This window comes from Sphingomonas sp. LHG3406-1, from assembly GCF_029637485.1.
Taxonomy (GTDB): Bacteria; Pseudomonadota; Alphaproteobacteria; order Sphingomonadales; family Sphingomonadaceae; genus Sphingomicrobium.
This window is the reverse complement of record NZ_CP069128.1, coordinates 2,190,602-2,212,625: the sequence shown is the minus strand read 5'-3', so window position 1 is coordinate 2,212,625 and position 22,024 is coordinate 2,190,602. Positions and strand designations below refer to the sequence as shown.

The 22,024-nt window shown below is 67.8% G+C and carries 15 protein-coding genes; 7 read left to right on the top strand and 8 right to left on the bottom strand.

Annotated features, from left to right (window positions below; genetic code table 11):
• The first annotated feature begins 65 nt into the window (after positions 1-65).
• Positions 66-2,225 (top strand): sodium-translocating pyrophosphatase, encoded by a 2,160-nt coding sequence (locus JOY29_RS10775; protein WP_300973532.1) that lies wholly within the window; start codon positions 66-68, stop codon positions 2,223-2,225.
• Between the two features lie 91 nt (positions 2,226-2,316).
• Here JOY29_RS10775 and JOY29_RS10770 read toward each other — a convergent pair whose 3' ends face one another.
• On the bottom strand, positions 2,317-3,486 hold the full coding sequence (locus JOY29_RS10770) for a prephenate dehydratase domain-containing protein (RefSeq protein ID WP_300973531.1): 1,170 nt from the start codon (positions 3,484-3,486) through the stop codon (positions 2,317-2,319).
• Between the two features lie 299 nt (positions 3,487-3,785).
• On the opposite strand from JOY29_RS10770, the gene JOY29_RS10765 reads away from it, so the two are divergent.
• Positions 3,786-5,519 (top strand): tetratricopeptide repeat protein, encoded by a 1,734-nt coding sequence (locus tag JOY29_RS10765; protein WP_300973530.1) that lies wholly within the window; start codon positions 3,786-3,788, stop codon positions 5,517-5,519.
• A gap of 136 nt (positions 5,520-5,655) precedes the next feature.
• Entirely contained in the window at positions 5,656-5,913 is a 258-nt protein-coding gene (locus JOY29_RS10760; RefSeq protein ID WP_300973529.1) for a hypothetical protein, read from the top strand.
• Between the two features lie 334 nt (positions 5,914-6,247).
• Here JOY29_RS10760 and JOY29_RS10755 read toward each other — a convergent pair whose 3' ends face one another.
• Genes JOY29_RS10755 through purD form a run of 4 tightly spaced genes read right to left on the bottom strand, consistent with a single transcriptional unit; the run spans position 6,248 to position 8,557 of the window.
• Positions 6,248-6,775, bottom strand: a complete 528-nt coding sequence (locus tag JOY29_RS10755) for a hypothetical protein (RefSeq protein WP_300973528.1) — start codon at positions 6,773-6,775, stop codon at positions 6,248-6,250.
• Positions 6,772-6,903, bottom strand: coding sequence for a hypothetical protein (locus JOY29_RS10750; protein WP_300973527.1), 132 nt, complete (start codon positions 6,901-6,903; stop codon positions 6,772-6,774). Before JOY29_RS10750 ends, JOY29_RS10755 begins: the two co-directional genes overlap by 4 nt.
• A complete protein-coding gene (locus JOY29_RS10745) occupies positions 6,903-7,304 on the bottom strand; it encodes a hypothetical protein (protein WP_300973526.1) in 402 nt (133 codons plus the stop codon). Before JOY29_RS10745 ends, JOY29_RS10750 begins: the two co-directional genes overlap by 1 nt.
• Positions 7,301-8,557, bottom strand: coding sequence for a phosphoribosylamine--glycine ligase (purD, locus tag JOY29_RS10740; protein ID WP_300975528.1), 1,257 nt, complete (start codon positions 8,555-8,557; stop codon positions 7,301-7,303). The genes JOY29_RS10745 and purD overlap by 4 nt, the downstream gene beginning before the upstream one ends.
• Here purD and xseA point away from each other — a divergent pair.
• Both xseA and JOY29_RS10730 read left to right on the top strand, forming a co-directional pair.
• Positions 8,556-9,956: an exodeoxyribonuclease VII large subunit gene (gene xseA, locus JOY29_RS10735; RefSeq protein ID WP_300973525.1), complete on the top strand. Its 1,401-nt coding sequence runs from the start codon at positions 8,556-8,558 to the stop codon at positions 9,954-9,956. The genes purD and xseA overlap by 2 nt on opposite strands.
• 27 nt (positions 9,957-9,983) lie before the next feature.
• Positions 9,984-10,187 (top strand): DUF2093 domain-containing protein, encoded by a 204-nt coding sequence (locus tag JOY29_RS10730; protein ID WP_300973524.1) that lies wholly within the window; start codon positions 9,984-9,986, stop codon positions 10,185-10,187.
• 32 nt (positions 10,188-10,219) lie between these two features.
• Here JOY29_RS10730 and JOY29_RS10725 read toward each other — a convergent pair whose 3' ends face one another.
• Both JOY29_RS10725 and JOY29_RS10720 read right to left on the bottom strand, forming a co-directional pair.
• A complete protein-coding gene (locus JOY29_RS10725; RefSeq protein WP_300973523.1) occupies positions 10,220-11,686 on the bottom strand; it encodes a putative 2OG-Fe(II) oxygenase in 1,467 nt (488 codons plus the stop codon).
• 363 nt (positions 11,687-12,049) lie between these two features.
• Entirely contained in the window at positions 12,050-15,223 is a 3,174-nt protein-coding gene (locus tag JOY29_RS10720) for a TonB-dependent receptor (RefSeq protein ID WP_300973522.1), read from the bottom strand.
• Positions 15,224-15,854: 631 nt separating this feature from the next.
• Here JOY29_RS10720 and JOY29_RS10715 point away from each other — a divergent pair.
• Together JOY29_RS10715 and JOY29_RS10710 are read left to right on the top strand one after the other, a co-directional pair.
• Positions 15,855-18,995: a TonB-dependent receptor gene (locus JOY29_RS10715; RefSeq protein ID WP_300973521.1), complete on the top strand. Its 3,141-nt coding sequence runs from the start codon at positions 15,855-15,857 to the stop codon at positions 18,993-18,995.
• A gap of 133 nt (positions 18,996-19,128) precedes the next feature.
• Entirely contained in the window at positions 19,129-19,398 is a 270-nt protein-coding gene (locus JOY29_RS10710) for a hypothetical protein (RefSeq protein WP_300973520.1), read from the top strand.
• A 25-nt stretch (positions 19,399-19,423) separates the two neighbouring features.
• Here JOY29_RS10710 and clpB read toward each other — a convergent pair whose 3' ends face one another.
• Positions 19,424-22,024 carry an ATP-dependent chaperone ClpB gene (gene clpB, locus JOY29_RS10705; RefSeq protein ID WP_300973519.1) on the bottom strand — a complete coding sequence of 867 codons (2,601 nt, stop codon included), beginning with the start codon at positions 22,022-22,024 and terminating at the stop codon, positions 19,424-19,426.

Below are 22,024 nucleotides of genomic sequence, written 5' to 3'. Positions count from 1 at the left end.
GGCTAGACAGGCCCGAATCGCCCCTTACAACCTTCGTCCACAACAGGACGGGGGAAACTGTACCCATGACACTTGTGTTGATTGCGATCGGCTGTGCGTTGCTCGCCGTGCTCTACGGGATCGTCACCTCCGGCCAGGTGCTTCGGCAACCGGCCGGCAACCAGAAGATGCAGGACATCGCCGCCGCCATCCAGGAAGGCGCGCAGGCCTATCTCGGCCGGCAGTACACCACCATCGGCATCGTCGGCGCGGTCGTCGCCGTCCTCGTCTACCTCTTCCTCGGTCCGATCGCGGCGATCGGCTTCGTCGTCGGCGCCCTGCTGTCGGGTGTTGCCGGCTATATCGGGATGAACATCTCGGTCCGGGCCAATGTCCGCACCGCCGAAGCCGCCCGAGTCTCGCTGCAGGGCGGGCTCACCACCGCCTTCCGTTCGGGCGCCATCACCGGCATGCTGGTCGCGGGGCTTGCCCTGCTCGCCATCTCCTCCTTCTTCTACGTGCTGGTCGGCCTCCAGGGCCGCGCGCCGGATGACCGTACGGTGATCGACGCGCTGGTCGCGCTCGCCTTCGGCGCCAGCCTCATCTCCATCTTCGCCCGTCTCGGCGGCGGCATCTTCACCAAGGCCGCAGACGTCGGCGCCGACCTCGTCGGCAAGGTCGAGGCCGGCATTCCCGAGGACGATCCCCGCAACCCGGCCGTCATCGCCGACAACGTGGGTGACAATGTCGGCGACTGCGCCGGCATGGCCGCCGACCTGTTCGAAACCTATGTCGTGACCGTTGGCGCCACCATGGTGCTGACCGCCCTGCTGGTGAACACGGACGTCGCCAGCCTCACTGCGCTGATGGCGCTGCCGCTGCTGGTCGGCGGCGTCTGCATCATCACCTCGATCATCGGCACCTACATGGTCCGCCTCGGCAAGGGCCAGTCGATCATGGGCGCCCTCTACAAGGGCTTCTGGACCACCGCCGTCCTGTCGATCCCGCTCATCTACTTCGCCACCGCCTACGCGCTCGGCGACATGAATGCGGTGATCGGCGGGCCCGAGGCGGCCGGCACCGACATCGCCGGCGCCACCGCCGAGCAGACCAGCGGCTTCACCGGCATGGACCTGTTCTGGTGCATGATGATCGGCCTCGCCGTCACCGGCCTGCTGGTGTGGATCACCGAATATTACACCGGCACCAACTACCGCCCGGTCAAGTCCATCGCCAAGGCATCGGAAACCGGCCACGGCACCAACGTCATCCAGGGCCTCGCCATCAGCCTTGAATCGACCGCCATGCCGACGATCGTGATCTGCGTCGCGATCATCGGCGCCTACCTGCTCGCCGGCCTCATCGGCATCGCCTTCGCGGCCACCTCGATGCTGGCGCTGGCCGGCATGGTCGTCGCCCTCGACGCCTATGGCCCGGTCACCGACAATGCCGGCGGAATTGCCGAAATGTCGGGCATGGAGGACGAGGTCCGCACCCGCACCGACGCGCTCGATGCGGTCGGCAACACCACCAAGGCCGTCACCAAGGGCTATGCGATCGGCTCCGCCGCCCTCGCCGCCCTGGTGCTGTTCGGCGCCTACACGACCGACCTCCAGGAGTTCTCGGCCGATCTCGGCATCGGCTCGGGCTCGGTCGATTTCTCGCTGAGCAACCCTTATGTCGTCGTCGGCCTGCTGCTCGGCGCGCTCCTGCCCTACCTCTTCGGCGCCATGGGCATGACCGCCGTCGGCCGTGCCGCAGGTGACGTCGTGCTCGACGTGCGCGAGCAGTTCCGCAACAATCCGGGCATCATGGACGGCACCAGCCGCCCCAATTACGCCCGCACCGTCGACCTCGTCACCAAGGCCGCCATCCGCGAAATGATCATCCCCTCGCTGCTTCCGGTGCTCGCGCCGGTCGCGGTCTACTTCCTGGTCGCCTGGGTGGCCGGCAAGGAACAGGGCTTCGCGGCCTTGGGCGCCCTGCTGCTCGGCGTGATCGTCTCTGGCCTGTTCGTCGCCATCTCGATGACGTCGGGCGGCGGCGCCTGGGACAATGCCAAAAAGTATATCGAGGACGGCAATTACGGCGGCAAGGGTTCGGAAGCCCACAAGGCGGCCGTGACGGGCGACACCGTCGGCGATCCCTACAAGGATACCGCCGGCCCGGCCGTCAATCCGATGATCAAGATCACCAACATCGTGGCGCTGCTCCTGCTCGCCGCGCTGGCCGGCCACGGCGGCTGAGCCTCGTCGGCCTTGAGCCAAGAGAAAGGCCCCGTCGGAGCGATCCGCCGGGGCCATTCTTTTCGGGCGAAGCTAATCGGCGCCCCCTCGTTCAGGCGTAGCTGTCGCGCCGTTCGACGATGGCGAAGCGGGTGACATTCTCGGCCGACCCCTGAAGGTCGCGGGCGAGGATGGTGAGGCCGTGCAGGGCCGCCGCCACTTCCGATCCGATCGCCGCCCACTGCGGGTCGCCCGCCGCCGCCACCATCGCTGCCGCTTCCGACGTGCTCGCCACCGCCGTCCGTTCCCATGAGTGCCCGCCAAGCCACTCCGCGCACTGCGTGAGCGCCGCCGCGTGGCTCGCCACACGCTCGATGCCCCTGATCGCCGCGCCCTCGGTTCCGAGCAGGTGCAGCCGCACGTCCAGCCGCTCCTCCCCGATCACCTTCAGCTCGGCATGGCCGAGAAGGTCGCGCACCGCCGTGATCGGTCCCGCCAGGCTGTTTTCGACCGGCACCACCGCCAGGTCCGCCGTGCCCTCGCGCACCGCCCGCAACACCGTCTCGAAATCACCGCACGCAAGCAGGTCGTGCGCCGGCACGAAGCGAAGGCACGCCTCTTCCGAGAAGCTGCCATGCCCGCCAAGATAGGCGACCGTCCTGCGCGGTGCGGCATCGGCCTCCGCCGCGCCCTCTGCCCCCAGCCATTCGCCGCTGTCGGCCAGCCGCCCCAGCTCCATCACCCACGGGTGCGTATCGCATCCGGTCGGGTGACGGGCGATCAGGTCCAGCCCCTCCCACGCCGCCCCGCGTTCCATGTCCGCGGGCACCATCAGGATCGCATCGCCCCGGCGCGCCTCCTCCAGCGCCTCGGTCCAGCCCTCGCCCCCAGCCCAGTCGATCGCCACCCGGTCGCCGTAGCGCGCCGCCGCCAGCGTCGAGAGCGCCAGCCGCGCCGTCTCCGGCCCCCACAGGATGATGCGATAGGCGCGCTGGTGCTTGGCGCTCAGCGACAGGATCGAGCGCCAGATGTGCCGCACGTCCTCGGCCGGCACCTGCACCGCCCGGGCCGACAGCCGGTCGACGATGTGCCGTTCCCGCGCCGGCCGCAGCGCCAGTGCGGGCTCCTGCTCGATGTTCTTCGCCGCCGCGATCCGCTGCACCAGCGGATAGCGCTGCTCGAGCAGGGCGAGGATCTGGTCGTCGATGCGGTCGATGTCGGCCCGCAGCAGGTCGACGGGCGGAGACGCAATGATGCTGTTGAGTTGAGGATCGAGCTTCATTTTCCTGGACCTCCCGCGCCTGTCCGCGGTCGGGTTCAGGCGCTCAATTCGGGTTGATGACCTTCTTGTCCGGCACCCCGCAGGAATGCCGGCCGGTAAAGTTCACCATGACCCGAAAGCGAAGCATCGTGGGCGCGTGGTCCTCAGCAGCGGCCGTCAGGGCCGCCGGTGCATCAAAGCTGCCTCATTCGGCCGGTAGACGCAAGAGGTTGCCCGAACCGGTCGCCCCTCGCCCGGCAGGTGGAGATTGCAGCCGCAAAATGTGCTACAATCCTGCCCTCCGTCGATGGGGGTTGGCGATGAAGCAGCATATTCGTGCTCTGGTGCTGGCATTAGCGGCCTGCACGCTGGTCGGGGCCGAAGCGCCCGCGCCGCCTCCCTCCCACGCTGCGCACGCCGGCGGCTTTCACCGTGGCCACTCGATGCGGGCAATGCTGTCCCTGTCGGCGGCCGCCGTCCAGCTGTCTCCGTCGGCCACCATACGCCTCCACGACGGCATGGGCGGGGTCGGCTTCCCGATCACGACCGCCAGTCCCGACGCGCAGCGCTACTTCGACCAGGGGCTGGCCTTCGCCTATGGCTTCAACCATGCGGCGGCGATCGCGTCCTTCCGCGAGGCACAGCGGCGCGATCCGGCCTGCGCCATGTGCTGGTGGGGCGAAGCCTTTGCGCACGGCCCCAACATCAACGCGCCGATGGACTCCGCGGTCAACGCCCGGGCCTTCGGCGCCGCCGCCTACGCCGATTGGCTGGCACGCAAGGCCACGCCGGTCGAGCAGGCCCTGACCGCCGCCATGGCCAGGCGCTACGCGCTCGATCCCGCGGCCGACCGCGCCGCTCTCGATCGCAGCTTCGCCGACGCCATGCTGGCCGCCGCACGGGCGCACCCGGCCCATGACGACCTCGCCCTCGTCGCCGCGGAAGCCGCGATGAACACCAGGCCGTGGGATTATTGGGCCGCCGACAAGCAGCCGAAGGAGCGGATCGCGGACGCCGTTCGGCTGGTCGAAACCGTGCTCGCCCGCAGCCCCGATCATCCGCAGGCCGCCCACCTCTACGTCCACCTGATGGAGAATGGTCCGGAGCCAGGCCGCGCCGAAGCGGCCGCTGACCGGCTTGACCGGCCGCTGGCGCCGGCGCTCGGACACCTCGTCCACATGCCCGCGCACATCTATTACGTGCGCGGCCGCTGGCAGGATTCGATCCGCGCCAACATGGCCGCCGCCCGCGCGGACGAAGCCTGGATCCGGGAAAGCGGCGACAAGGGGCTCGTCCGCTACGGCTACTATCCCCACAACGTGCACTTCATCGTGGCGTCCGCCCAGATGGCCGGCGAGATGACGGTCGCCATCCGCGAGGCGCGCAAGCTCGACCGGCTGCTCGACCCCGCCGTCAGCGCCCGGATCGCCTGGATCCAGGCGGTCAATGCCGCCCCCTATTTCGCCGCCGCGCAATTCGCCTCGCCGGCCGAGATCCTGGCGATGAAGGCTCCCGACGCCCGGCTGCCCTATCCCACCGCCATGCGCTTCTACGCCCGCGCCGTCGCCCGCGCCCGGCAGCGCGACCGCGCCGGCTTCGACCGGGAGATCGCGAGGCTCCGGGCGATCGGCGCCAGCGACGCCCTCCAGCCGATGATCGACCAGGGCGTTCCTGCAAAAGACCTGGTAAAGCTTGCCGAGAAGGTGGCGAGGGCGCGCTGGGCGCAGGCCAACCGGCAATATGCCAGTGCCGTCGCGCTGCTGCGCGAAGCGGCGGCGATCGAGCAGTCCATTCCGTATATGGAGCCGCCCTACTGGTATTATCCCGTCAATCAGTCGCTCGGCGCGGCCCTGTTCCAGGCGGGCCGCTACGAGGCCTCCCGCGCGGCCTTCGCGACGGCCCTGGCGCAGTCGCCCAACAACGGCTGGGTGCTCCACGGCCTCGCCGCTTCCGAGCGCGCGCTCGGCCGCCACGAGGAGGCGACACGCACCGAAGCCGCCTTCCGCAAGGCCTGGTCAGGCGATCGCCGCTGGCTGCGGATGGACCGCCTGTAACCAACTGTCCCACCGGCTCGCGGACCGACCCTCTTCCACGCCAGAGCCCAGATCCGCCTCTCCTCGCCGCATGTCCGTTTTCGACCCATTGCGGACATTCAGTTGCGCAAGATGATGACGGCGCTAGTCTCCTCTGATGAAAGAAGCTGGCGTTCGGTTGGCAGAAGCGGCCCTGCTCTTCGCGGCGCTCTTCTTCACGCTGCCCTACGTGCCCTCGAATGAGATTGAGCGGCTGCCGCTGCTACCGGCTGCTGCCATTGCACTGGTGCTTTTCGCGGGAAGCCGAGTGCTTCGATGGCGAGACCGCTACCTCTTCGCCGCCGCTGAGACGGTGGTGTTCGCGTTATTCGTGTGGGGATCGAACGCCATCGCGAACCTAATCTACGCGTCGTGATGCCCACAAGCGCGAGGGTCCGCTTTCCACCCAAAGCAGACATTACCGTAGCGGCTTGCTTAGTAGGATTCCGCCTGCTTGCCTGACCGCAGAAGTTTACCGTCCGTTCTTTCTCATTGCCGAATGCGCCCCTCCGAAGGTCACACCGAACCCGAGCGAACAGGCCGCCACCGGTGACCTTCGTGACCTTGTTCATCTTCGCCTTCCTGCAGCACGGGCCCCAAGGCCCTGACTTCGTTGAAAAAGTCGCGGGAGGGCCGCCGCTACGGCGCGATTCCGCATCGGCGATGGTGTGACCTCAACCGCGGGAGCGCCCGGCCGGCGCTCTCCCGCGTCAGAGCTTGCCGAACTCCCGCTCGTATCCGGCCTGGTCGCCGCGGGCGAGATAGGCGGCCTGTTCGATCACCCGGTCGCGGGTGAGGCGGCCCTTGAAGGCGCCGAGGTCGGCATCGATCGCGGTGACCTCCTCCGGCGTCAGGGCGGCGATCTGCTGGAAGCTGATCAGGCCGCGCGCCTGGAGCAGGCCGGCGAGCTTGGGGCCGACGCCCTTCATCCGCTGCAGGTCGTCGGGCACGCCGTGGCTGCCCGGCAGGTTGGAGTGCACCTTGGCGCCGACCACCTGGCCGGCGACGTCGCTCGCCGCAGCGGCGATCTCGTCGCCGATGCCATTGCCCTCGCCGCCCGGATCGGCCGCCGGCGCCCGGCGCTCCTCGGCCACCGCCATGTGCGGACGGACCGGCGTCTCGGTCTTGCTCAGCGTCACCTTCTGCTTGGGCTTGCGGAAGACGATCAGGCCGACGACGAGGCCAATGGCGACCGCGATCAGGATCATCGGCCAGTAAGCGTTCAGCAATTCAGTCATTCCCACTCGTTCCATCCTCTGGACTGCCGCCGGCGGTGAAGCTCGGCGAGATAAGCGACGACGAGGCCGAGCCCGAAGCCGACAAGGCCGAGCAGGGCTGCTTCGACGAACAGTGGCAGGGTCGGCATCAGCGGGTCGCCTCGGCCGGCCTGGACTTCGGCGCGGGCGCCTCCGGCTGCGGCGCTTCCTGCGCCTGCTGCGCCCGGCGGCGGCGGCGTTCGGCCCAATAGTCGACGACCGGGCTGCCCGGCGCCCAGCGCACCTCGTTCACTCCCGGAAGCTCTCCCATCTTCTCCACCAACGCACGACGCTGGAAGTCGTCCGCCGGGCCCGCCAGGATCAGGCGTCGGCTGAGCGGCTTCTCATCCATCCGCGCGCTGATCTGCGGCAGGTCGTAATAGAAGAGCAGGTTGCGGGCCCGTTGCTCGATCCGCGCCTCGACCTCGGCACCGCCGAGCAGGCCGTGATGGAGTTCGGCCACAGCCACCGCCGCCAGCGCACCCATGCCGAGGATCATCTTCCGGTTCATGCGCTCCGCTCCAGCTCGCGCCATCCGATGTCGCGGCGGTGAAAGCCATCGGCAAAGTCGATCGCGTCCACCGCCTGATAGGCCCGCGCCCGCGCCTCGGCGAGGCTTGGGCCCACCGCCGTCACGGCCAGCACCCGTCCGCCCGCCGCCAGCAGCGCGCCCGATCCGTGCCGCGCGGTGCCGGCATGGAAGACGGTCACGCCCGGCACCCGTTCGGCGGCCTCGATCCCGTCGATCGTCCCGCCCTTGCGCGGCGTCCCGGGATAGCCCCCCGCCGCAAGGATCACCGTCATGCTGTGCTCGGCCGAAAGCTCCGGCCGGACCGCGTCCATCCGCCCTTCCGCCACCGCCAGCAGCAGCTGGGCCACGTCGCCCTTCAGGCGCGGCATGATCGCCTCGCACTCGGGATCGCCGAAGCGGACGTTATATTCGATCAGCTTGGGTCCCTCGTCGGTCAGCATGAGCCCGGCATAGAGCACGCCGACGAACGGCGTTCCCGCCCGCACCATCGCCCGCGCGGTCGGCAGGACGATCTCCTCCATCGCCCGCCGCTCGAGCTCGGGGGTCAGAACCGGCGCCGGCGAGTAAGCGCCCATGCCGCCGGTGTTGGGACCCGTATCGCCCTCGCCAACCCGCTTGTGGTCCTGCGCCGAGGCGAGCGCCACCGCCTGCTCGCCGTGGACCAGGGCGAACAGGCTCGCCTCCTCGCCTTCGAGGAATTGCTCGATCACCAGCGGCCCGCCATTGGCCGCGCGCACCGCCGCCTCGGCTTCCGCGCGGGTCATCGCGATGGTCACGCCCTTGCCCGCCGCCAGCCCGTCGGCCTTGACCACCACCGGCAGGCCGAACTCGTCCAGCGACGCGTTCGCCGTCTCCAGGTCGTCGGTCCGGACGTAGCGGGCGGTCGGAATTCCCTCGGCCAGGCACAGGTCCTTGGTGAAGCCCTTGCTTCCCTCCAGCATCGCCGCCGCCGCCGACGGCCCGAACACCGGAATGCCAGCCTCGCTGCACGCATCGGCCACCCCCGCCACCAGCGGCGCTTCGGGACCGACCACGACCAGCCCGACATTGCGCTCCCTCGCGAGCGCCACCACCTTCGCGGGGTCGCTGGGGTCGATGGCGAGGCATTCGGCCCAGCGCGCGATCCCGGGATTGCCCGGCGCGGCGATCAGATGGTTGCAGCTCGGCGATTGCCTCAAGGCCCAGGCCAGCGCATCCTCGCGCCCGCCCGAGCCCAGCAGCAGGATATTGATGGAAGAGTTCGACATTCCCGGCAGCCTCCTAGCGGAGGGAAGGCAGGGCGACAATTCACCGCCGATGAGTGTCGGCGAACTGGCCCATGCCGTGAAGCGCACCGTCGAGGACCGGTTCGGCCGGATTCGTGTGCGCGGCGAGATTTCGGGCTGGAAGCGGCACAGCTCGGGGCATTGCTACTTCACCCTGAAGGACGACGCGGCCTGCATCGATGCGGTCATCTGGCGCAGCGCCGCCGGCGGCCTCGCCTTCCGCCCCGAAGACGGCGCCGAGGTCATCGCCACCGGCAAGATGACCACCTATCCGGGCCGCTCCAAATATCAGATCGTGGTCGAGCGGCTGGAGCTGGCCGGCGAAGGCGCGCTCATGGCGCTGCTCGACAAGCGCCGCCGAGCGCTCGCCGCCGAGGGGCTGTTCGACGCCGCCCGCAAGCGGCCGCTGCCCTTCCTGCCAAAAGTCATCGGCGTGGTGACCTCGCCGACCGGCGCCGTCATCCGCGACATCCTCCACCGCCTCGAGGACCGCTGCCCAACCCGCGTGATCGTCTGGCCGGTGCCGGTCCAGGGCGAGGGCGCGGCGAGCAAGGTCGCCGCCGCCATCCGGGGCTTCGCTTCCTACCCCGAGCGCCCCGACCTCATCATCGTCGCCCGCGGCGGCGGATCGATCGAGGATCTGTGGGCCTTCAACGAGGAGGAAGTGGTCCGCGCCGCGGCGGAATCGCCCATCCCCCTGATCAGCGCCGTCGGCCACGAGACCGACACCACGCTCATCGACCATGCCGCCGACCTTCGCGCGCCCACCCCCACTGCCGCCGCCGAACTGGCGGTGCCGGTGCGGGCCGAGCTGATGGCGCTGCTCGACGATTATTCCGCCCGCAAGCACCGCTGCCTCAACAAGCGCGCCAACGACGCACGCGAGCGGTTGGCCCTCACTGCCTGCCGCTTCCCCGAGCCCGACACCTTGCTCGGGCCCAAGCGCCAGCGGCTCGACGAGGTGGGCGAGCGGCTCCCGCGCGGTCTTTCCGCCCGTGCCCACAAGGCCGAGGCGCTGATGAACCTCACCGCCGCCCGCCTCCGTCCCGACTTGCTCTCCCAGAAGCTCGCCCGGCTGACCGACCAGCTCGGCGCCGCCGCCAAGATGCTCCCGCTCGTCCACCCCGACCGGCCGCTCGGCCGTGGCTTCGTCCGGGTCACGGCGGGAGCGGACGGCCGCACCCTCACCCACGCCGCCGACGCCCGCGCCGCCGGCCTCCTCCTGCTCCACTTCGGGGACGGCGAGTTGCCGGCGACGGTCGACGGCACCACGACCCCTGCCCCCGCCCCCGCTCCCTCCCCCGCAAAGGTTGAGCGAAGCCCCAGGCGCGCCTATGTCCCTCCCCAGCCAAACCTCTTCGACTGAGGTGAACGAGACGGGACGAGTGACGACATGCTGATGCAGGGCAGCGGGCGCGAGGCGCGCATCCACTATATGGCCGGCACCTTCCGCCTGCTGAGCGACGGCGATCATGTCCGCTGCGCCGTCACCGGGGCCAGGATCTCGCTCGACCAGCTGCGCTACTGGAGCGTCGCCCGGCAAGAGCCCTATGTCGACGCCGCCGCGAGCTTCACCGCCGAGGGCCGCGCCCGCTAGGCTGCGGCCACCTTCGCGTCGCCACCGTCCACTCAGGCCGGCACCTTCACATCGAACGCCACCGTCAGCCGCTCGCCCGCGGCGAACGGAACCGTGCCGTGCCACATGGTCGACGGAAAGAGCACCAGTCGACCCGGCTTGGGCTCGATCATCCGCACCGGCGAAAGATCGAGGCCAAGGCTGTCCTGCGGCGCGCCGAGCGCCAGCCAGCCGGCCTTGTCGTCCCCGCCCATCCTTTCCGGCAGCGCCACGTACAGTGCCGAACTGAACCAGCCCTCGGGATGGACGTGGGCGTCGTGGTGCCCACCCGACTGCAGCCGCACCGACCAGCTGCCGGAAAAGCGCACCGGCCGGTCGCGGCGGTGGCGGAGCTGAGGGTGAGCAGCATCACTGGGGGGCAAGCTCGCGACATGGTCTGCGATGGTCCGCGCCAGCACCTCCCGCAGCGCCTTCACCATCGGCTCGGCGCGGAGCAGCAGATTGCCATCGGTCTGGGTGCCGCCACGAACCGACTGCTCGAGCGGCTGGCGCACCTGATTGTGCAGCCCGCGCAGATGGTCGGCCAGGTCGGCCAGCGGCGGAAGCTCGCCGGCAAGATCGTGGACCGCCACCAGGGCGGAAGGCTCGAGCCAGTCGGCTTTGACATCGTCCAGCATCCGCCAGGCGATGGCGAAATAGGGGTAAAGGCCCTCGAACCCCGCAGGTCCGGGGATTTGCCCGTGCAGGGCGGCGACGTGCTCCGGCTGGCGGCGCCGAAGCCAGTGACGGCAACGGTAGATGGCGTTCGACACATCGGGCAGGCCGCCAAGTGACTGGTATAGCCGTTCGGCCGCCTCCACCTCGCCCGCCTCGGTCGCGGCGCCAGCCTCGTTCCACGCAAACATCGCTTCGTTCGGGAAGCGGTGCCGCGCCTCGCGTGCCACTCGCAGCGCCTCGTCCCACTGGCGGCTGTGCATCAGGGTGAACAGCCGATGCTGCCAGAGGTGCGTTGCATTCGGGCGCCGCGCGATCTCGGCGGCGATGGTGCGATCGACCGGATCGTCCCGCCCTGCTGCCGCGCCGAGCCGGCTGGCAAGCCAATGGCCGGCGAGCCAGTCCGGCTGCGCGACCAGCAGTTGCTCAAGGCGCTCGAGCGCCGCATGCGGCCCCTGCTCGGCGGCAATCGCCGCAGCCAATGCCTGGCCGATGGCGGGATCGAAGCCGCCCATCCCCAGCGCGCGCTCGAAGGTCGGCACCGCCTCCATGCCCGCTTCGTAATGGCATTGGGCGAGCCCTTGGAGAATCCGCCGGTCGCCCGGCGCCAGAGCGGATGCCCGCTCGAAGGCGGCGCCTGCCTCGTCGAGCCGCTCGGCGGCGCGCAGGCAGATGCCGAGCGCCTGCCACAGGCCCGCCTGCTCGCCATCGCAGGCAAGCGCGTCCAGGAGCGGCCCGATCGCTTCTTCCTCGCGCCCGGCGTCCAGCAGTTCATAGGCACGGTCGGCAAGCGCGGTGGCGGTCATGGCCGCATCAAAGCGGGTCGAGCAGGTGGCGGCAAGGCCGCTCGGTTGGGATTGATGTTGGGCTTGTTGATGATTTCGGCCCCGCTCCGCATGTCGCGCTCGCGCCGCGCGGCCAGCTCATCCCCGCCAACGCACACGCGCTTGGCGAAGTGCGAGCCGGTTACCTGCCCGATCCTCGCAGTTCGTCATCGGTCTCCCGGTCGCCTCAAGGCGGCGGAGGCCGCCGCCACTGCCGGGTTCCGGAGAGCGGCAAGTGCCGCGTCGCGAAACAGGACCGATGCGCGCAAGTCCAGACGAGAAGAGGGCGGGACCGCCACCGGCAGCCCCGCCCCTTTTCTGTCCTGACTGTCGCCAGGCCGGCCCTTAGAACTTCAGCCGAGCCTGGACGAAGCCGCGGCGGCCGACAACGTCGTAGAGCGACGGGTCGGTGCCCGACTGCACGTTCGGCGAGTAGGTCGGCGGCTGCTTGTTGAACAGGTTGTTCACGCCGATCCGGAAGGTGTAGCGCTTCAGGAAGTCCCACTGCAGCGCGGTGTCGAAGTACCAGACCGAGCCGACGCCGGTGAAGGACGAGCTCTCGCCCGCGAACTGCACCAGACCACGGTTCTTCATCGCGTCGATGTAGCGGATGCGGTTCGACCAGGTGAACGGCTCGACCTGCCAGTTGATGTTGGCAGTGCCCTTCCACTCGGGGAAGCTCGTGCCGAGACCCTGGCCGAAGTAGCTGACCGTTCCGGCATAGTCGAGAACGACGCCCGGCAGTTCCTCATTCTTGAAGTTGATCAGATAGTTGACGTAGGTATCGAAGTTGATCTGCGACTTCGGACCCATGAAGCGCGTCGGGATCTTCCAGGCCAGCTGCACGTCGATACCGCTGGTCTTCACAATGCCCTGATTGACGCTGAGGAAGTTGACGCCGTCGCCGCCGATGGCGACGCGAGGCGACACCGACGACAGGTTCGAACCAGCGCGGGTGATCGAGCGGCAATAGTCGTTGGTCGCCGCCAGGGTCGCATTGTAGCCATCAAGATAGCCGTAGCAGGCGGCGATGATCAGGTTCGTGTCCGGGCCGAAGATCTTGTCGCTGACCTTGATGTTGTAATAGTCGATCGAGCCGATGATCCCCAGCGCCTCGAACACGCCGCCGACGGTGAAGGTGTTGGCCTTCTCCGGCTTCAGGTTGATGTTGCCGGTGAAATTGGTGTTGACCTGAAGGCCCGGCGTCGCGGCGAAGCCGTTGAACGCGTTGATCTGAGCCGTCGTGGGCGTGAAGGGGCCGCTCGCGGGAATGGAGCCGCCGCCAACGCCGTTCTGGATGCAGAGGTCACGGCCGGCCGTGCCACGGGTGGCGCGAAAATTGGTGCCGTTCGAGCAGGGGTCGAAGGCCGACACGAACGAGGCGCCGCCCGAGAACAGCTCGCCGAAGTTCGGCGCGCGGACCGAACGCTGGAAGCTGCCGCGGATGCGGACCGGGTCGATCGGCTGCCAGCTCGCCTCGATCTTGTAGGCGTTCGACCAGACCTTCGGAGTCTCCACGGCCGTGCGGACGTTCTCGGCATTGCTGCGCGAACGACGATAGCCGAAGGTGACGTCGAGGTTCTTGGCGAAGCCCTGATCCTTCAGCAGCGGAACATAGAGCTCGCCGAAGTAGTCGAGGAAGCCGTTGCGGCCGTTGACCGGGCTTGCGGTGTTGAAGCCGGCGATCGGGCCGGACAGGGCGCCCGGATCGAAATCGTAGGTGAAGTCGCGCTTCTCGATGCCCAGCACGCCGCGGACGTTGCCGGCCGGAAGGGCGAACAGCGAACCGGTGGCGAAGGCCTGGCCGACGTTCTGGGTGAACTCGGTCGAGGTGAAGCCGGTCACGCTGAGATAGTCGACGCAGGCCTGGCTGACCGGCTGGACGCCGAACGGATTGTAGCCGCCGGCGCAGAGGCTGGCGCCGCCGTCCGGAGCCTCGAGCAGCTGCTGCAGGCGCTGGACGTTGATGTTGCCGGCTGCCGAACGATCGATGACCGTCTTGCCGTAGCTCCAATAGGCTTCGTAGCGCCAGTCGCCGACGATCTCGCCGCGCAGGCCGCCGAGGGCCTGAGTGACGGTGCTGTCGTAGGTCGACTCGCGCAGACCTGCGCCAAGGGTACGGATGGCGAAGCGGAACGGCTCCGTCGCGCCCGAGCCGACGAGGCTGGTGTCATCGCCGGTACGCGCCGCCAGCAGGGTGGCGAGTTGGGCCGGGATGAACGGGTTGGTGACGGGGATGACCGAGTTGGTGATGAACACGCCGGTGTTGATCAGCGGCGACGTCGCAAACGAGGCGCCGCCCGGCGTCGCCGGATTGTAGATGCGGACGCCGATCGGGGTCGGGGCCAGCGCCTGCACCGAGCTATAGTCGGTGTAGCCGGCCTGAACGAAGACTTCGGCCTTCGGATCGATCTCGTAATTGGCCTTCACGAACGCCGAGCGGCGGGTCAGCGGGAGGACCAGCAGGTTGATGGCGTCGAAGTTGTACGAATAGAAATCCGGGAAGAAGTTCTGGTTGGCCGCCGCGGAATCGCCACCAAGCGGGTCGTAGCGATAGTTGCTGACGTTCAGCGGGCTGTTGAAGGTACCCGAGCCGAACAGCGTGCCGTCGCTGTTGAAGTGCAGCTGACTGAGGCCCGAACGCGGCGTCTGCGCGAGCGGCACGCCATAGACACCGTTGAACAGCGCATCGATCGCGGCCTGCGGGATTGCGTTGTTTTCGATCAGCCTACCCGTCGGCGGAACGCCGGTGGTCGAGGTCGCCTGGCTGGCGAAGGCGCGCTGCGACTTGATCAGGCCCTGGCGGTCCGAGAATTCGCCCGAGATGACCACATTGCCGCGGCCATCCGAGAAGTTGGCGCCGAGGACACCGCTGATCTGATACTCCATCGCGTCCGTCTCGGGGAGCGAGTTGGAGTAGCCGGCGCGCAGCTCGAGACCTTCGAAATTCCTGCGCAGGATGATGTTGGCGACACCCGAGATGGCGTCGGCACCATAGGCGGCGCCGGCACCGCCGGTGATCACCTCGATGCGCTCGATCAGGCCCTGCGGGATGGTGTTGAGGTCGACCGTCTGGTCGGTCGCCGACACCATCGGCCGGCGACCGTCGATCAGCACGAGGTTACGGTTGGAACCGAGACCGCGAAGGTTGAGGTTCGCCTGACCCGCATTGCCCGGGTTGTTCGACGTGGTGGTGCCCGACGGGTTCACCTGCGGCAGGGTGTTCAGATAGGTGTCGAGCGTGATGTCGCCCTGTGCGACCGTCTGCTCGCCCGTCACCACCGCGATTGGCGAATTGGCAGTAAGGTTCGGACGCACGATGCGTGAACCGGTGACCACGATCTCGGACGCATCGCCGGTGGGCTGGTTGGCATCGGAGGTCGCCTCGACCACTTCGTCGGTCGCTTGCGTGTCGTTGCCCGGCGCAGGCGCATTGCTCTGCGCGGCAGCCGGAGTGGCGGCGATGCCGGCTGCGATGGTCGACGCCAGCAGCAGCGATCGGGTGGTAAAGTGACGCACGATTGGGTCTCCCCCTGTTGAAAAAATGCCCCCGGACGCAGCTGAGTCGCCGAAGCGACGCCCGCACACGCCCACACGATGCCGCCCTGCTATGGTTGTACCGGCTCCGTCACAAGGGTGTCGCAAACCCGTTCGCCAGTTTCGACCTCCCTTGTGGCTCGTCGGCCACAATGTGGACTTGCCAGGCGGCGTACGTTGGAGAGCAAGTGCGGCAGGATGGCACCACTGCTGTGGCTTCAATGTTTTGCCAGCACAAAGATGACCAATAACGTCCTGTTTTTCCTCGCAATCATTATGTGCTTTTGAGCCACGGTTCCCTGGAAAATGGTGCCCGTGCAACTTTTTCGGAGAGTGGCGCTGCTGCCTGTCCGGACAATTGCTGACTGCTGCCTTCGTCTGGTGACCGGAAGTGGCGGAATACAAGGAATTTTCGTCAAGCCTCACAAACAAGACGATTACCATGATACCGTCATCTTTATGTCACAACGGGTGTGTCACGATCGCCCGAGAGGCTGCGTTAACCTTTACTCACCCTGACCTACGGCCGATGAACCCGCATGCGCGGGCGCCCTCTGAGGTGCGTCGGCGGAATTCTTGAGCGCCACGGCGCTGTAAGGGGAGAGTGTTTCACATGAAGTCCTATCTACGCGCATCCGCCGCTCTGCGTGCGGTCGCCATCTTCGGCGCAGGCGTTCCCGCCTTTCTGATCGCGTCGCCCGCCCTGGCGCAGGACGCCACCAATAGCCCGGGCGCACAGAGCTCCACCCCGCAGGCCCAGGCCGAGGACGAGGCTCAGGCCGACGCTCCGGTCCCCAACACCAATACCGGCAGCACCGAGCAGGAAGTTGTCGTCACCGGCACCCTCTTCCGTGGCACCACCTCGCGGACCGTTTCGCCGATCACCGTCGTGACCGCCGACACGATCGACAAGCGCGGCCAGAACACCGTCCAGGACGCGATCCAGTCGCTGACCTCGAACAACGGCCCGGCTCTCACCAACAGCTTCAGCGCCAACGGCGCGTTCGCGGCCGGCGCCTCGGCCGTGTCGCTGCGCGGCCTGTCGACCAACTCGACGCTGGTCCTGTTCGACGGCCAGCGCGCCGCTTACTACCCGCTCGCCGACGACGGTTCGCGTAACTTCGTCGACCTCAACACCATTCCGGACGACATCGTCGACCGCGTCGAAGTGCTGCGTGACGGCGCTTCGTCGACCTACGGCGCCGACGCGATCGCGGGCGTGGTGAACATCATCACCAAGCGCCAGTTCCGCGGTCTCAGTGCCCGCGCGGAAGCCGGCATCAGCGAAGACGGCAATGCGCCCAACTATCGCATGTCGGCCACCGTCGGCTTCGGCGATCTCGCCACCAACGGCCTCAACGCCTACCTGAGCGGCTTCTACTTCAACCAGGGCAAGGTCATGAACCGCGACCTGGCCTATCCGTTCAACACCGACGACCAGAGCCGTATCTGCCGCAACGGCGTTTGCGGTCCGAACAACATCGTCAACGGCCGTGACCCGACAACCGGGCTCATCAACGGCGACGGCAGTTTTCTCGTTGGCGGCTACCAGCCGTACGTTCGCCCCTATGATCCGACCAACACCACTGCCGCTGGCCGCTACCAGCTGCTGAATCCGACTGCCGGCTGCGTCTACGGCACGCCCAGCACCGCGACGGCGGACGATCTCGCCGCGTCGGCGACTGCGCCGACGACCTTCTGCGCCAACGACACCACCTTGCTGTTCGGAACGGCGGCGCCGAAGATCACCCGCTTCGGCGGTTCGGGCCGGGTCACCGCCCGCATCAACGACACCACTGAAGGCTACTTCATGGTGAACTTCCAGCAGAGCGAAAGCTCGTACGACGGCTTCCCGCCGGTCGTCCGCGGCACCGCCAACGCGGGCATTCTGTTCCGCCCGTTCTCGACTGCGACCGGTCCGGCCGCCAACCTGGCTCCGGGCTCCTTCGTCCTGTCCCTTCCGGTCTACGTCTGCCCGACCGGCGTCGCCGACCCGAGCGGTATCAACACCGGCTGCACCGCCACGACGCCGGGTGCCACGCTCAACCCGAACAATCCGTTCGCGGCGCAGGGCCAGGTTGCCCGTCTGATCGGCCGTCCGTTCACCGACCCGACGTACAACGAAACCCGCAGCACCGTTTACCGCGCGGCTGCCGGCGTCACCACGTCGTTCGCCGGCTTCGACGTCCGGGCCGACCTCACCGCGATGCGCAACGACCTTCGTCGTACGCAGACCGGCTACGTGTTCATCAACAACTTCCTGACGGCGATCGCCCAGGGAACGGTGAACCTCGTCAACCCGGAGCTGAACAGCCAAGCGGTCAACGACTTCGTCCGTCCTGACAACATCACCAATGCGAAGTCGGACCTCCTGGCGGCGCAGGTGTCGTTCGGTCGTTCGCTGTTCGATCTGCCGGGCGGTCCGCTCCAGGTCGGCTTCGGTGGTCAGATCCGCTACGAGTCGGTCGATGCTCCGTCGGGCAACCCCGACTACAATGGGCCGACCCAGCGCTTCTTCACCCTGAACGCCTTCGGCACCAAGGGTAACCGCACGGTCAAGTCGGTGTTCGGCGAAATCAATGCGCCGGTCTTCGACATGCTCGATGTGAACGTGTCGGGTCGTTACGATCACTACTCGTCGGGCCAGAGCGCCTTCTCGCCGAAGGTCGGTGCCAAGTTCGAGCCGTTCGAGCAGCTCGCGCTTCGTGCCACCTGGTCGCGTGGTTTCCGTATTCCAGCCTTCGGTGAGGCGAACGCCCTGCCGACGACCGGCTTCGTGAACACGGCGCAGACCAACTTCACCGACTCCTTCCTGGCGCAGTATGGCTGCTCGCTCGCGACCTACAGCAGCTGCCCGGCCTACATCCGCACCAACAGCTACGGCCTGACCACCCTGGCCTCGCCGAACCTGGATCCGGAGAAGTCGCGCAGCATCACGCTCGGTGCGATCCTCAACCCGATCCGTCAGCTGACCTTCACTGTCGATTACTTCGACATCAAGAAGACCGGCTCGATCACCTCGCCGTCGAACGCCCCGGCGCTTGCAGCTTACTATTCCTGCACCGCGGCCCAGTTCAACGGCGGCACCTGCCCGATCCCGGCTGGCTACAATGTCATCCCGGGCGCGCCGGATACGAACAACCCGAACGCCCTTCCGGTCATCGGCTTCATCGAGGCCCAGCTGGTCAACGCCAACGAGATCCGTTCGCGCGGTCTCGACTTCGCGGCGCTCGCGCGCTTCGAAATCGGTGGGATCCGCTGGACCTCGTCGGCCGAAGCCAGCCGTATCCTCGAGCTGAGCACGACCTTCCCGGACGGCAGCAAGGAGCGTTACGAGGGCACCCTCGGCAACTACAACCTGACTGCGGGTTCGGGCACGCCCAAGTGGCGCGCTTCGTGGCAGAACACCCTCGACTTCGGCGCGGTCGCTGTCACCGGCACGGTGAACTACATCAGCGGCTACAACCTGTCGGCCGAGGACCAGGGCGGCGAACGCGGTGACTGCGGTCTCGGCGTCGACCCGAGCGGCAACGGCTACCTGCCGTGCGACGTGAAGGGCTACACGACCTTCGACCTGAACACCCAGTTCCGCGTCGACGATCGCTTCACCTTCTACGTCAACGTGCTGAACGCGTTCGACAAGCTCCCGCCGATCGATCCGGCGACCTATGGTGCCCACCTGTTCAACCCGGTCACGGCCGGCAACAACTACCTGGGCCGCCAGTGGCGCGCCGGTGTCCGCGTCACCCTCTAAGGGCCCGGACAAACGGTAAGGAAGTGGGCGGTGCCGGAAGGCGCCGCCCATTTTCTTTGCCCCTTCGTCGAAAACAGCGCGACGGCCGCAGCCGCGGGCGCCAACATTGCGTGACGTTCAAGGAGTTCGTTGCATGAAAGCGTTCGTGGCCGTCGCCAGCCTGACCCTCGCCAGTGCGGCCATGGCCGGACCTGCGGCACCGCAGGCCGGCGCCGAAGCGCCATCGGCCAAGCCCGCAAGGGAAGAGAAGGTCTGCGAGAAGATCGTTCCGACCGGCTCGATGCTGCCGGTTCGGACCTGCCGCACCAGGAAGCAGTGGGACGATATCGCCGCCAAGAGCCAGAGCGGCCTCGGCGATCTCAAGAAGCGGTCGGACTCGACACTGGGGCAGCTGCCAAACTAGGTCGGGCAATGCCCGGCGGCAGCCCTCAGGCCGCCGCCGCCACCTCTTCCTTCGGCGTCAGGACGAGCGCGCCGTCGCCCTCGTCCACCCGCACCTTCTGCCCGTCGCGCACCCTGCCCGCCAGGATAGCGTCCGCCAGCGGGTCCTGCAGGTAGCGCTGCACGGCCCTCTTCAAGGGCCGCGCGCCGTAGACCGGGTCATAGCCGACCCGCCCCAGCCACGCCTTGGCCGCCTCGCTGAGGTCGAGCACGATCCCGCGCTCCTCCAGCAGCTTGCCGAGCCTGCGCACCTGGATGTCGACGATCGGCGCCATGTGGCTGGCGCTCAACCGGTGGAACAGGATGATGTCGTCCAGCCGGTTGAGGAACTCGGGCCGGAAATGGCCGCGCACCACGTCCATCACCTGCGCCTCGACCTTGTCCGCCGGCTCGTCCTCGCCAAGGTTCGCGAGATACTGGCTGCCGAGGTTCGAGGTCAGGATGATCAGCGTGTTGGTGAAGTCCACCGTCCGCCCCTGACCATCCGTCAGCCGCCCGTCGTCCAGCACCTGCAGCAGGATGTTGAACACGTCGGCATGGGCCTTCTCGACCTCGTCGAACAGCACGACCTGATAGGGCCGGCGCCGAACCGCCTCGGTCAGCGTGCCGCCTTCCTCATAGCCGACATAGCCGGGCGGCGCGCCGACCAGCCGCGCGACGCTGTGCTTCTCCATGAATTCGCTCATGTCGATCCGCACCATCGCGCTCGGATCGTCGAACAGGAATTCGGCCAGCGCCTTGGTCAGCTCGGTCTTGCCGACGCCCGTCGGCCCGAGGAACAGGAACGAGCCCAGCGGCCGGTTCGGGTCCTGCAGGCCGGCCCGCGCCCGGCGCACGGCGGTAGAGACGGCCTTCACCGCTTCCGCCTGCCCGATCACGCGCTTGCCGATGATGCTCTCCATCGCGAGCAGTTTCTCGCGCTCGCCTTCCATCATCCGCTCGATCGGAATACCCGTCCAGCGGCTGACGACCGACGCAATGTCCTCCGCGGTCACTTCCTCGCGCAGCATGGCATTGGCCTGGCTGTCGTTGGCCTCCGCCAGCTTCTTCTCCAGCTCGGGGATCAGCCCGTACTGAAGCTCGCCCGCGCGGCCGAGATCGCCGTTCCGCTGCGCCTGCTCCAGCTCCAGCCGGAGCGCGTCGAGCTGCTCCTTGAGCTTGCTCTCGGCGGCGATCTTCTCCTTGTCGCCCTGCCAGCGCGTGGTCAGCTCGGCCGACTGCTGCTCGAGGTTGGCAAGCTCCCTCTCGAGCACGACCAGCCGGTCCTTGGAGCCCTTGTCGGTCTCCTTCCTCAGCGCCTCCCGCTCGATCTTCAGCTGGATGATGCGGCGGTCGAGATTCTCGATCTCCTCGGGCTTGCTCTCCACCTCCATCCGCAGCCGCGACGCCGCTTCGTCCATCAGGTCGATCGCCTTGTCCGGCAGGAAGCGGTCGGTGATGTAGCGGTTGCTCAGCGTCGCCGCGGCGACCAGCGCGCCGTCGGTGATGTTGATCCCGTGATGCAGGGCATATTTGTCCTTCAGCCCGCGCAGGATCGAGATGGTGTCCTCGACCGTCGGCTCGCCCACGAACACCGGCTGGAAGCGCCGCTGCAGCGCCGGATCCTTCTCGACATGCTTGCGATATTCATCGAGCGTGGTCGCGCCGATGCAGTGCAATTCGCCGCGTGCCAGCGCGGGCTTCAGCAGGTTCGAGGCGTCCATCGACCCCTCGCTCTTCCCCGCACCCACCAAAGTGTGCATCTCGTCGATGAACAGGATGATCTCGCCCGCGGCCTGCTTGACCTCGTCGAGCACGCCCTTCAGCCGCTCCTCGAACTCGCCGCGATATTTCGCGCCCGCGATCAGCGAGCCCATGTCGAGGCTGAGGAGCCGCCGGTCCTTGATCCCGTCGGGCACGTCGCCATTTGCGATGCGCAGCGCCAGCCCTTCGGCGATGGCGGTCTTGCCGACGCCCGGCTCGCCGATCAGCACCGGATTGTTCTTGGTTCGGCGCGCCAGCACCTGGATGGTGCGGCGGATCTCCTCGTCGCGGCCGATGACCGGATCGAGCTTGCCCTCGCGTGCGGCGGCGGTGAGGTCGCGCGCGAACTTCTTCAGCGCATCATAGCGGTCCTCGGCGCCCTGCGTGTCGGCAGTGCGGCCCTGGCGCAGCTTCTCGATGGCGCCGTTCAGACCCTGTGCCGTCACGCCCGCACGGGCCAGTGCATCACCCACGCCCGTGCCCTTGGCGAGCGCGCAGGCGAGCAGCATCCGCTCGACCGTGACGAAGCTGTCACCCGCCTTCTGAGCGACCTGCTCGGCCTGGTCGAGCAGCCGGATGGTATCGCCATCGAGCGCGGGTGCCGCCGTGGCGCCCGACCCTGTCACGGCCGGGATCTTCGCGACCAGCGCGTCCACTTCACGCTTGGCGGCCTTGGCATCGCCGCCGGCGGCCTGGATCAGCCCCGCGGCCATGCCCTGCTCGTCATCGAGCAGCGCCTTGAGGATGTGCGCCGGCGCGATCCGTTGATGATGCTCGCGAATGGCAATGGTCTGGGCCGCCTGGACGAACCCGCGCGACCGATCGGTGAATTTCTCGAAATCCAT